Origin of the sequence: Kitasatospora cathayae (assembly GCF_027627435.1) — a bacterium.
In the GTDB taxonomy this organism is placed as follows: domain Bacteria; phylum Actinomycetota; class Actinomycetes; order Streptomycetales; family Streptomycetaceae; genus Kitasatospora; species Kitasatospora cathayae.
This window is the reverse complement of sequence record NZ_CP115450.1, coordinates 3,869,355-3,880,604: the sequence shown is the minus strand read 5'-3', so window position 1 is coordinate 3,880,604 and position 11,250 is coordinate 3,869,355. Positions and strand designations below refer to the sequence as shown.

9 protein-coding genes are annotated in these 11,250 nt (G+C 71.0%); all 9 read left to right on the top strand.

What is annotated here, in order from left to right; translation table 11 throughout:
• The first annotated feature begins 4 nt into the window (after positions 1–4).
• The 9 genes from nuoI (at position 5) to O1G21_RS17035 (ending at position 11,239) form a co-directional block, all read left to right on the top strand.
• Positions 5–607, top strand: a complete 603-nt coding sequence (gene nuoI / locus O1G21_RS17075) for an NADH-quinone oxidoreductase subunit NuoI (RefSeq protein WP_270144771.1) — start codon at positions 5–7, stop codon at positions 605–607.
• On the top strand, positions 607–1,491 hold the full coding sequence (locus O1G21_RS17070; RefSeq protein WP_270151054.1) for an NADH-quinone oxidoreductase subunit J: 885 nt from the start codon (positions 607–609) through the stop codon (positions 1,489–1,491). The genes nuoI and O1G21_RS17070 overlap by 1 nt, the downstream gene beginning before the upstream one ends.
• The gene (gene nuoK / locus O1G21_RS17065; RefSeq protein WP_188309222.1) at positions 1,488–1,787 is read left to right on the top strand and encodes an NADH-quinone oxidoreductase subunit NuoK; all 300 of its coding nucleotides are present in this window, start codon (positions 1,488–1,490) and stop codon (positions 1,785–1,787) included. The genes O1G21_RS17070 and nuoK overlap by 4 nt, the downstream gene beginning before the upstream one ends.
• Before the next feature lie 13 nt (positions 1,788–1,800).
• Positions 1,801–3,714, top strand: coding sequence for an NADH-quinone oxidoreductase subunit L (gene nuoL, locus O1G21_RS17060; RefSeq protein WP_270144768.1), 1,914 nt, complete (start codon positions 1,801–1,803; stop codon positions 3,712–3,714).
• Positions 3,715–3,748: 34 nt separating this feature from the next.
• Entirely contained in the window at positions 3,749–5,401 is a 1,653-nt protein-coding gene (locus O1G21_RS17055) for an NADH-quinone oxidoreductase subunit M (protein ID WP_270144766.1), read from the top strand.
• Positions 5,398–7,032: an NADH-quinone oxidoreductase subunit NuoN gene (gene nuoN, locus O1G21_RS17050; protein ID WP_270144764.1), complete on the top strand. Its 1,635-nt coding sequence runs from the start codon at positions 5,398–5,400 to the stop codon at positions 7,030–7,032. The genes O1G21_RS17055 and nuoN overlap by 4 nt, the downstream gene beginning before the upstream one ends.
• Before the next feature lie 251 nt (positions 7,033–7,283).
• Entirely contained in the window at positions 7,284–8,294 is a 1,011-nt protein-coding gene (locus tag O1G21_RS17045; RefSeq protein WP_270144761.1) for a polyprenyl synthetase family protein, read from the top strand.
• 104 nt (positions 8,295–8,398) lie between these two features.
• Positions 8,399–9,061 carry a response regulator transcription factor gene (locus O1G21_RS17040; RefSeq protein WP_270144760.1) on the top strand — a complete coding sequence of 221 codons (663 nt, stop codon included), beginning with the start codon at positions 8,399–8,401 and terminating at the stop codon, positions 9,059–9,061.
• 222 nt (positions 9,062–9,283) lie between these two features.
• A complete protein-coding gene (locus O1G21_RS17035; RefSeq protein ID WP_270144759.1) occupies positions 9,284–11,239 on the top strand; it encodes a 2-oxoacid:acceptor oxidoreductase subunit alpha in 1,956 nt (651 codons plus the stop codon).
• The last annotated feature ends 11 nt before the right edge of the window (positions 11,240–11,250 follow it).

The following is an 11,250-nucleotide window of genomic DNA, read 5'->3' as shown; positions in this document are numbered from 1 at the left end:
CGCGATGTCGTCCGACCAGACGGGCCGGCCCGAGCGGGCCGACCGGCCGTCGGTCCTCGGCCCGGCCGCCGGCTTCGGCGTGACCTTCAAGGCCATGTTCAAGAAGCGGCTCACCGAGCAGTACCCGGAGCAGAAGAAGCCCACCGCTCCGCGTTTCCACGGCCGCCACCAGCTGAACCGGCATCCGGACGGCCTGGAGAAGTGCGTCGGCTGCGAGTTGTGCGCGTGGGCCTGCCCGGCCGACGCGATCTACGTGGAGGGCGCGGACAACCGGGACGAGGAGCGCTACTCGCCCGGCGAGCGCTACGGCGCGGTCTACCAGATCAACTACGCCCGCTGCATCCTGTGCGGGCTGTGCATCGAGGCCTGCCCGACCCGGGCGCTGACCATGACCAACGAGTACGAGCTGGCCGACTCCTCCCGCAAGGACCTGATCTTCACCAAGGAGCAGCTGCTCGTGGGCCTGTCCGAGGGCATGGTCGACACCCCGCACGCGATCTTCCCGGGCGCCGACGAGGGCGCGTACTACCGGGGAGAGGTCACCGCGGCGGCGCCGGGGACGGTCCGGCAGGAGCGCACCGACCGGGAGAAGGAGGCGCGGCCGTGATCGCACATCTGGCGGCGGCGAGCGGGACGACCTCCACGGGTGAGGCCGTCCAGTTCTGGGTGCTCGCGGTGGTCGCGGTCGGCGGCGCGCTGGGCATGCTGGTGATGCGCAAGGCCGTGCACAGCGCGCTGTGCCTGGCGGCCACCATGCTGGCGCTGGCGGTCTGTTACATGGCCCAGGGCGCGGTGTTCCTGGGCGTGGTGCAGATCGTGGTCTACACCGGCGCGATCATGATGCTGTTCCTGTTCGTGGTGATGCTGGTCGGCGTGACCAGCGAGGACTCTCTGAAGGAGCAGCTGAAGGGCCAGCGGTTCGCGGCGGTGCTGTGCGGGCTGGGCTTCGGCGTGCTGCTGATCGCCGGGATCGCGAACGCGAAGCTGAACCACTTCACCGGGCTGGCCGAGGCCAACGCCGAGGGCAACGTGCCGGGCCTGGCCCGGCTGATCTTCACCCGGTACGTGTGGGCCTTCGAGGTCACCGGCGCGCTGCTGATCACGGCGGCGATCGGCGCGATGGTGCTGACCCACCGCGAGCACGTGAAGGCGCCGAAGACCCAGCGCGAGCTGGCGGCGCAGCGGGTCAGGGACAACATCCAGGTGCCGCCGCTGCCGGCGCCGGGCGTGTACGCGCGGCACAACGCGGTGGACGTCCCGGCGCTGCTGCCGGACGGCACGGTCGCCGAGGACTCGGTGATGGCGACGCTGCGCGAGCGCGGTCAGGTGCGGGACGTCAGTCAGGCGATGCTGCGGCGGATGGCGGAGCTGGAGAACAGCACGGCGGACTGGCTGGGCCGTCCGTCCTCGGAGCGGCCCGCGGTGGCCGGTCCGCGCAAGTCCCTGGAACCGGTGCCCAATCACGAGACCGGCGAGGAGGACGCGCAGTGAACCCGGTCAACTACCTGTACCTGTCGGCCCTGTTGTTCACCATCGGGGCGTCCGGGGTGCTGATCCGGCGCAACGCGATCGTGCTGTTCATGTGCGTCGAGCTGATGCTGAACGCCTCGAACCTGGCGCTGGTGACGTTCTCCCGGCTGCACGGGACACTGGACGGCCAGATCATCGCCTTCTTCACGATGGTGGTCGCGGCGGCCGAGGTCGTGGTGGGCCTCGCCATCATCGTCTCCATCTTCCGGACCAGGCACTCCGCTTCGGTCGACGACAGCAACCTGATGAAGCTGTAGGCGGAGGGCCTCGGTGAACTCTCTCATTCCGCTGCTGGTGGCGGCTCCGCTGGCCGGCGCCGCCCTGCTGCTGCTCGGCGGCCGGGCACTGGACCGGTCCGGCCACTGGCTGGCCACCGCGCTCGCCGCGCTCTCGTTCGGCTTCGGCCTGGTGCTGTTCTCGGACATGCTCGGCCGTGACGCCGAGCACCGGGCGGTGACGCAGCACCTGTTCAGCTGGGTGCCGGTGAACGCCTTCCAGGCGGACGTCTCGTTCCGGCTCGACCAGTTGTCGATGACCTTCGTGCTGCTGATCACCGGGGTGGGCACGCTGATCCACCTGTACTCGGTGGGCTACATGGCGCACGACGAGCGCCGGCGTCGCTTCTTCGCGTACCTGAACCTGTTCCTGGCCGCCATGCTGCTGCTGGTGGTGGCGGACAACTACCTGCTGCTGTACTTCGGTTGGGAGGGCGTGGGCCTGGCCTCGTACCTGCTGATCGGCTTCTGGCAGCACAAGCCGAGCGCGGCGACGGCGGCGAAGAAGGCCTTCATCGTCAACCGGGTCGGCGACATGGGCCTGTCGATCGCGATCATGCTGATGTTCGCGGAGTTCGGCTCCTTCGCCTTCACCCCGATCCTCGGTTCAGAAGGCACGGTCGGGGCGGCGCACCAGGCGAGCGAGGGCAAGCTGACGGCGATCGGCCTGATGCTGCTGCTGGCGGCCTGCGGCAAGTCGGCGCAGGTGCCGCTGCAGTCCTGGCTCGGGGACGCGATGGAGGGCCCGACCCCGGTCTCGGCCCTGATCCACGCGGCCACCATGGTGACCGCCGGGGTCTACCTGATCACCCGTTCCTCGGTGATCTTCGACCTGGCGCCGGACGCCCGGACCGCCGTGGTGGTGGTCGGCGCGGTGACGCTGCTGTTCGGTGCGATCGTCGGTTGCGCCAAGGACGACATCAAGAAGGCGCTGGCCGGCTCGACCATGTCGCAGATCGGCTACATGGTGCTGGCGGCCGGTCTCGGCCCGATCGGCTACGTCTTCGCGATCATGCACCTGGTGACCCACGGCTTCTTCAAGGCCGGGCTGTTCCTCGGCGCCGGGTCGGTCATGCACGGCATGAACGACGAGGTGGACATGCGTCACTACGGCGGTCTGCGCAAGTACATGCCGTGGACCTTCGCCACCTTCGGCATCGGCTACCTGGCCATCATCGGCTTCCCGGGCCTGTCCGGCTTCTTCTCCAAGGACCGGATCATCGAGGCGGCCTTCGCCGAGGGCGGCACCGAGGGCTGGATCCTCGGCCTGTGCGCGCTGGTCGGCGCGGCGATCACCGCGTTCTACATGACCCGGGTGATGCTGCTGACCTTCTTCGGCGAGAAGCGCTGGCAGCCCGACGAGGAGGGCAACCTCCCGCACCCGCACGAGGCGCCGAAGACCATGGTCATCCCGATGGTGCTGCTGGCCGTCGGCTCGGCCTTCGCGGGTGCGCTGTTCGACGTCAACGACCGGTTCCTGAAGTGGCTGGAGCCGGTCACCGGCCACAGCGAGGGCAACTCCCCGCTCGGCTCGTGGACCGTCACCGGGCTGACCACCGCCTGCATGCTGGCCGGCCTCGGCCTCGCGTACGTGATGTACGGGCGCTCGTCCGTCCCGGTGGTGCCGCCGGTCGGCTCCCCGCTCACCCGGGCCGCCCGCCGCGACCTGCTGCAGGACGACTTCAACCACGCCGTGCTGGTGCGGCCGGGCTCGGCGCTCACCGCGACCCTGGTCTTCTTCGACAGCCGCGGCCTGGACGGCCTCGTCAACGGCCTGGCCGCGCTCATCGGGGGCCTGTCCGGCCGGCTGCGGCGGGTCCAGAACGGCTTCGTCCGCTCGTACGCGCTCTCCATGTTCGGCGGCACGCTGGTGCTGGTCGCCTCGACTCTCCTGATGAGGTCCGTCTGATGAATCGCGCAGATTCCACCTGGGGGGTGCGGCCGTGAGCGTCCTGCTGACCACCACCTGCGCCGTCCCGGCGGCCGGCGCGGTGCTGACCGCCGCCCTGCCCGCCGGGGCCACCGAGGCCCGGCGCCGCACCACCAAGACCGTCGCGCTGGCCGTCTCGGCGGTCACCCTGGTGCTGGCCGCCGCCGTGGCGCTGCGGTTCGACCCGCACGGCGCCCGCTACCAGCTGACCGAGTCCTACGGCTGGATCCGTTCCTTCGGCATCACCTTCTCGCTCGGCGTGGACGGCATCGGCGCGGCGCTGGCCCTGCTGACGGCCGTCCTGGTGCCGATGGTGATGCTGGCCTCCTGGCACGACGCCGACCCGCCCTCCTTGCCCGCCAACGGGCAGGAGGGGCCCAGCCCCGCCGCACCGGACGGGACCTTCGAGAACAGGCGGCGCACCCAGGGCTTCTTCGCCCTGATCCTGGCGGTGGAGGCGATGGTGATCGTCTCCTTCTACGCCACCGACGTCTTCCTGTTCTACGTGTTCTTCGAAGCCATGCTGATCCCGATGTACTTCCTGATCGGCGGCTTCGGCGACCGGGCGGGCGGCCCGGAGTCCGCGCGCCAGCGCTCCTACGCGGCCGTCAAGTTCCTGCTGTACAACCTGCTCGGCGGCCTGGTGATGCTGGCCGCCGTGATCGGCCTGTACGTGGTCGCCCAGGACCAGGGTCTGGGCACCTTCGACCTGCCCACGCTGACCGACGCGATCGCCGGCGGCAGCCTGAAGCTGTCCGGCACCGCCCAGAACGCGCTGTTCCTCGGCTTCTTCTTCGCCTTCGCGGTGAAGGCCCCGCTGTGGCCGCTGCACACCTGGCTGCCGAACGCGATGGGCGAGGCCACCGCCGGAACCGCCGTGCTGATCACCGCGGTGGTGGACAAGGTCGGCACCTTCGCGATGCTGCGCTTCTGCCTCGGGCTGTTCCCGGACGCCTCGAAGACCTTCGCCCCGGCGATCCTGGTGCTGTCGCTGATCGGGATCGTCTACGGCGCGCTGCTGGCGGTCGGTCAGAAGGACATCAAGCGGCTGGTCGCCTACGCCTCGATCTCGCACTTCGGCTTCATCATCATGGGCATCTTCGCGCTGACCAGTCAGGGCCAGAGCGGTGCGACCCTGTACATGGTCAACCACGGCCTGTCCACCGCCGCGTGGATGCTGGTGGCCGGCTTCCTGATCTCCCGGCGCGGCTCGCGGATGATCGCCGACTACGGCGGGGTGCAGAAGGTCGCCCCGGTGCTCGCCGGGACGTTCCTGATCGGCAGCCTGGCCACCCTGTCGCTGCCGGGACTGGCCCCGTTCGTCAGCGAGTTCCTGGTGCTGGTGGGCACCTTCACCCGCTACCCGGTGATCGGCGTGATCGCCACCATCGGCATCGTGCTGGCCGCGCTGTACGCCCTGCTGCTGTACCAGCGCACCATGACCGGCCCGGTGAAGGAGGGCGTGCGGTCGATGCCCGACCTCAAGGTCCGCGAACTGGCCGTGGTGGCGCCGCTGGTGGCGCTGACCATCCTGCTCGGCGTCTACCCCAAGCCGCTCACCGACCTGGTGAACCCGTCGGTGAACGCGACGCTCTCGCAGGTCCACCGGACCGACCCGGCGCCGGCCCACCCGGTCGCCGCCACCTCAGGAGGTGAGCAGAAGTGAGTGCCAGCGCAGTGCTCGCCGCCGCCGGCGGCAACACCCCGAGCATCCCCGCACCGCACATCGAGTACGGCCAACTCTCCCCGATGCTGGTGGTGTTCGGCGCCGCCGTGGCCGGCATCCTGGTCGAGGCGTTCGTCCCCCGCAGGTTCCGCCACTGGAGTCAGGTCTCGCTCGCCCTGGTCGGGCTGGTCGGCGCCTTCGTCGCCGTGGTGGTGCTGGCCGCGCAGGGCCACGCGCCCCGGATCGACCTGCTGGCCATGGAGTCGGTCGCGCTGGACGGCCCGGCGCTGTTCCTGCAGGGCGTGATCCTGCTGGTCGCGGTCGTCACGGTGCTCACCTACGCCGAGCGCAGGCTGGAGCCGAAGGCCGGCGGCGCGCCCGCCGACGCCTTCGCCGCCCAGGCGGCCGCCACCCCGGGCGGGGAGCAGGAGCGGGCCGCGATCCGGGCCGGCTTCACCACCACCGAGGTCTTCCCGCTGACCATGTTCGCGGTCGGCGGCATGCTGCTCTTCCCGGCCGCCAACGACCTGCTGACCATGTTCGTGGCGCTGGAGGTCTTCTCCCTGCCGCTGTACCTGCTCTGCGCGCTGGCCCGGCGCCGCCGGCTGCTGTCCCAGGAGGCGGCGGTCAAGTACTTCCTGCTCGGCGCCTTCGCCTCGGCGTTCTTCCTGTTCGGCACCGCGCTGCTGTACGGCTACGCCGGCAGCGTGAAGCTCGGCGACATCGCGGACGTCGTCTCCGGCAAGGCGATGACCACCCCGGCGCAGCTGAGCACCACCCAGAGCGACGTGCTGCTGCTGACCGGTCTGGCGATGCTGGCGGTGGGCCTGCTGTTCAAGGTCGGCGCGGTGCCGTTCCACTCCTGGACCCCGGACGTCTACCAGGGCGCGCCGACCCCGGTGACCGGTTTCATGGCCTCGGCGACCAAGGTCGCGGCCTTCGGGGCGTTCCTGCGGCTGTTCTACGTGGCCTTCCCGGGGCTGCGGCTGGACTGGCGCCCGGTGCTGTGGGGCGTGGCGATCCTGACCATGGTGGTCGGCGCGGTGCTGGCGGTGACCCAGCAGGACGTCAAGCGGCTGCTGGCGTACTCCTCGATCGCGCACGCCGGGTTCATCCTGACCGGGGTGATCGCGGTCAACAAGCAGGGGCTGTCCTCGGTGCTGTTCTACCTGGCGGCGTACTCCTTCGTGACGCTCGGCGCCTTCGCCGTGGTCACCCTGGTGCGGGACTCCAAGGGCGAGGCGACCCACCTGTCCAGCTGGGCCGGGCTCGGCCGGCGTTCGCCGCTGGTGGCGGCGGTGTTCGCGCTGTTCCTGCTGGCCTTCGCCGGGATCCCGCTGACCTCGGGTTTCACCGGGAAGTTCGCGGTGTTCCAGGCGGCGGCGGCCGGCGGCGCGACGCCGCTGGTGATTGTCGGTGTGCTGAGCTCGGCGGTGGCCGCGTTCTTCTACATCCGGGTGATCGTGCTGATGTTCTTCTCCGACCCGAAGCCGGGCGGCCCGACGGTGGCGATCCCGAGCGCCTTCACGGCGACCGCGATCGGGGTGGGGGTGCTGGTCACGCTGGGCCTGGGCCTGCTGCCGCAGTACTTCCTGGACCTCGCCTCCAAGGCCTCCCTGTTCGCATACTGACCGTCATGGTCGGTTTGCTGGAGATCGGTCCGGATGCCCGGGCCGATCTCCAGCCTTTATTTCCGGATGAATTCGCCCCCACCGCCGCTTCGCCCACGAAGGCCTCCTGACCAGGGGTTCCGGCGCGGGCATGACGGGATCCGCACGCCCGTGCAGTGATCCACTCGCGACCGGATACCCTGCCTGTATGGCCAGCGGCGGCACTCAGGGACCAGGCCGCTAGATCGACCAGGGACAGAGGAGTGGTCTTCGTGACCGTCGTGGGACCCTTCGGGCTCAGCGTGCAGGACCGCGACCTGACCCGTGACGTCCAGATCGGACTGGACGCGGTGGAGGCGGCGCTCGCCGAGGCCGTCAAGTGCGACGTCCCCTTCATCACCGTCACCGCCAGCCACCTGCTCGAGGCCGGCGGCAAGCGCTTCCGCCCGCTGCTCCTGCTGCTGGCCGCCCAGTTCGGCGACCCCGGCGCGCCCGGCGTGGTGCCGGCCGCGGTGGTGGTCGAGCTGACCCACTTGGCCACGCTGTACCACGACGACGTGATGGACGAGGCCCCGGTGCGCCGCGGGACGGAGAGCGCCAACTCCCGCTGGGACAATTCGGTGGCCATCCTCACCGGCGACTTCCTGTTCTCCCGCGCCTCCCAGGTGCTGGCCGACCTCGGCCCGGCGGCGGTGCGGATGCAGGCCGAGGCCTTCGAGCGGCTGGTCACCGGCCAGATCCTGGAGACCCGCGGACCCGGCCCGGACGGGGACCCGCTGCTGCACTACCTGGACGTGCTGGAGGGCAAGACCGGCTCGCTGATCGCCGTCTCCTGCCGGATAGGAGCGCTGGTGGCCGGCGCCGAGCCGTGGCTGGTGGAGACCCTCGGCGAGTTCGGCGAGCGGATCGGCATCGCCTTCCAGCTGGCCGACGACGTGCTGGACATCGCCAGCGACGGCCACGAGTCCGGCAAGACCCCCGGCACCGACCTGCGCGAGGGCGTGCCCACCCTGCCGACCCTGCTGCTGCAGCAGATGCCGGCCGACCCGTCCGACCCCGACGACACCCGGCTGCGCGAACTGCTCACCCAGGACCTCTCCGACGACGACCTGCACGCCGAGGCGCTGCGCCTGCTGCGCGCCCACCCCGCGCTGGAGCGCGCCCGCCGGGAGACCCTGCGGCACGCCGAGGAGGCCCGGGCGCTGCTGGCCCCGCTGCCGGACTGCGCGGCGAAGGCGGCCCTGGACGGGCTGTGCGACGCGGTGGCGATCCGCACGATGTGACCGGTCCCGGGCGGTCCGGGAGCCGGTCCACGGTCGGCGCCCACGGCACCGCCGGGATGGGGGAGACTGGCTCCCGTCAGCTCACGCCTGCCCGGAAGGTCACCATGCGTCGCGTCGTCATCGCCGAGGACTCCGTACTGCTGCGGGAAGGTCTGACCCGGCTGCTCACCGACCGCGGCCTGGAGGTCGTGGCGGGTGTCGGGGACGGCGCCGCCCTGGTGAAGACCATCCACGACCTGGCGGCCTGCGACGCCCTGCCGGACGTGGTGGTCTCGGACGTGCGGATGCCCCCGACCCACACCGACGAGGGCCTGCGCGCCTGCGTGGAGCTGCGCGGGCGCTACCCGCAGCTGGGCGTGCTGGTGCTGTCGCAGTTCGTGGAGGAGCGCTACGCCTCCGAGCTGCTGGCCGGCTCGACCCGGGGCGTCGGCTACCTGCTGAAGGACCGGGTCGCCGAGGTGCGCGAGTTCGCCGACGCGGTGGTGCGGGTCGCCGAGGGCGGCACCGCGCTGGACCCGGAGGTGGTGCAGCAGTTGCTCAGCCGCAGCCGCAAGGGCGACGTTCTGGCCAATCTCACGCCGCGCGAGCGCGAGGTGCTCGGCCTGATGGCGGAGGGGCGCACCAACGCGGCGGTGGCCAAGCAGCTGGTGGTCTCGGACGGCGCCGTGGAGAAGCACGTCAGCAACATCTTCCTCAAGCTCGGCCTGGCGCAGAGCCCGGAGGACCACCGCCGGGTGCTCGCGGTGCTCACCTACCTGAACTCGTAGCCGGGGGCTTCCGGCCCGGGTGCGGCGGGCCTGGTCCGTGCGCGGAATGATCTCCGGCGGTCGTGCGTTGTGGTGAGGTGCGGTACGAGCGTGGGCGGGTGAATTTCCTGCCGGAGTTCCGGCCGGGCTCGTGTACGCGCGCATAGGATGCGAGCGGTGCACCAGGCGGACGGGGCACGGGGCCACGCCCGCGGTGGTGTGCCCACGAGGAGGTCCGCGGCAGTGACCAGTCAGGTCGATCAGTCAGAGGCAGTGGACGGATCGGACGGCGGCGAGGGTCGTACGGGTCCCGCTCCAGGGGGCCCGCCGGAGAAGCGCGCCAAGCCCGTTCGCAGACTCGACCGGGTGATCATCCGGTTCGCCGGTGACTCCGGTGACGGCATGCAGCTCACCGGTGACCGGTTCACCTCGGAGACGGCCGCGTTCGGCAACGACCTCTCCACGCTGCCGAACTTCCCGGCCGAGATCCGGGCGCCCGCCGGGACGCTGCCGGGAGTGTCGTCCTTCCAACTGCACTTCGCCGACCACGACATCCTCACCCCGGGCGACGCCCCGAACGTGCTGGTGGCGATGAACCCGGCCGCCCTGAAGGCGAACCTGCCGGACCTGCCGCGCGGCGCGCAGATCATCGTCAACACCGACGAGTTCACCAAGCGCGCGCTGGCGAAGGTCGGTTACCCGGCGGATCCGCTCGGCGACGGTTCGCTGGACGGCTTCCACCTGCACAAGGTGCCGCTCACCACGCTGACCCTGGAGGCGCTCAAGGACAGCGGACTGGCCCGCAAGGACGCCGAGCGGGCGAAGAACATGTTCGCCCTGGGGCTGCTGTCCTGGATGTACCACCGGCCCACCCACGGCACCGAGGCCTTCCTGCGCGGCAAGTTCGCCAAGAAGCCGCAGATCGCCGAGGCGAACATCAGCGCCTTCCGGGCGGGCTGGAACTTCGGCGAGACCACCGAGTCCTTCGCGGTCTCCTACGAGGTGGCACCGGCCAAGCTCCCGGCCGGGCGCTACCGCAACATCTCCGGCAACCTGGCGCTGTCCTACGGGCTGATCGCCGCCGCGCAGCGCTCCGGCCTGCCGCTCTACCTGGGGTCGTACCCGATCACCCCGGCCTCGGACATCCTGCACGAGCTGTCGAAGCACAAGAACTTCGGGGTGCGCACCTTCCAGGCCGAGGACGAGATCGCCGGCATCGGCGCGGCGCTCGGCGCGGCCTTCGGCGGGGCGCTCGGCGTGACCACCACCTCCGGGCCGGGCGTGGCGCTGAAGTCCGAGACGATCGGCCTGGCGGTCTCGCTGGAACTGCCGCTGCTGGTGGTGGACATCCAGCGCGGCGGCCCGTCCACCGGCCTGCCGACCAAGACCGAGCAGGCGGACCTGCTGCAGGCGATGTTCGGGCGCAACGGCGAGGCGCCGGTGCCGATCGTGGCCCCGGCCACGCCCGCCGAGTGCTTCGACGCGGCGCTGGAGGCGGCCCGGATCGCGGTGACCTACCGGACCCCGGTGTTCCTGCTCTCGGACGGCTACCTGGCGAACGGCTCGGAGCCGTGGCGGATCCCCGAGGTCGGTGAACTGCCGGAGATCGACCCGAAGTTCGCGACGCGGCCGAACCGCGAGGACGGCGCCTTCTGGCCGTACCTGCGGGACCCGCACACCCTGGCCCGCCCCTGGGCGGTGCCCGGCACGGCCGGGCTGGAGCACCGGATCGGCGGCATCGAGAAGCAGGACGGCACGGGCAACATCTCCTACGACCCGGCCAACCACGACTTCATGGTCCGCACCCGGCAGGCCAAGGTCGACGGCATCACGGTCAAGCCGGTGGAGGTCGACGACCCGACCGGCGACGCCCGGGTGCTGGTGCTCGGCTGGGGCTCGACCTACGGGCCGATCACCGCGGCGGTGCGCCGGGTGCGCGCGGACGGCGGCGAGATCGCCCAGGCGCACCTGCGCAACCTCAACCCGTTCCCGGCCAACCTGGGCGCGGTGCTGCGCAGTTACGAGAAGGTCATCGTGCCCGAGATGAACCTCGGGCAGCTCGCGCTGCTGCTGCGGGCGAAGTACCTGGTGGACGCCGAGTCCTACAACCAGGTGCGCGGACTGCCCTTCAAGGCGGCGCAGTTGGCGGACGTGCTGTGGGCGGCGATCGGCAGCCTGGACGAGGAGGACCACCGATGAGCGAGCGATGG

Excerpts from the sequence above, each read along its gene's own strand:
- nuoI (WP_270144771.1), top strand. The coding sequence starts at position 5 with ATGTCGTCCGACCAGACGGGCCGGCCCGAGCGGGCCGACCGGCCGTCG.
- O1G21_RS17040 (WP_270144760.1), top strand. The coding sequence starts at position 8,399 with ATGCGTCGCGTCGTCATCGCCGAGGACTCCGTACTGCTGCGGGAAGGT.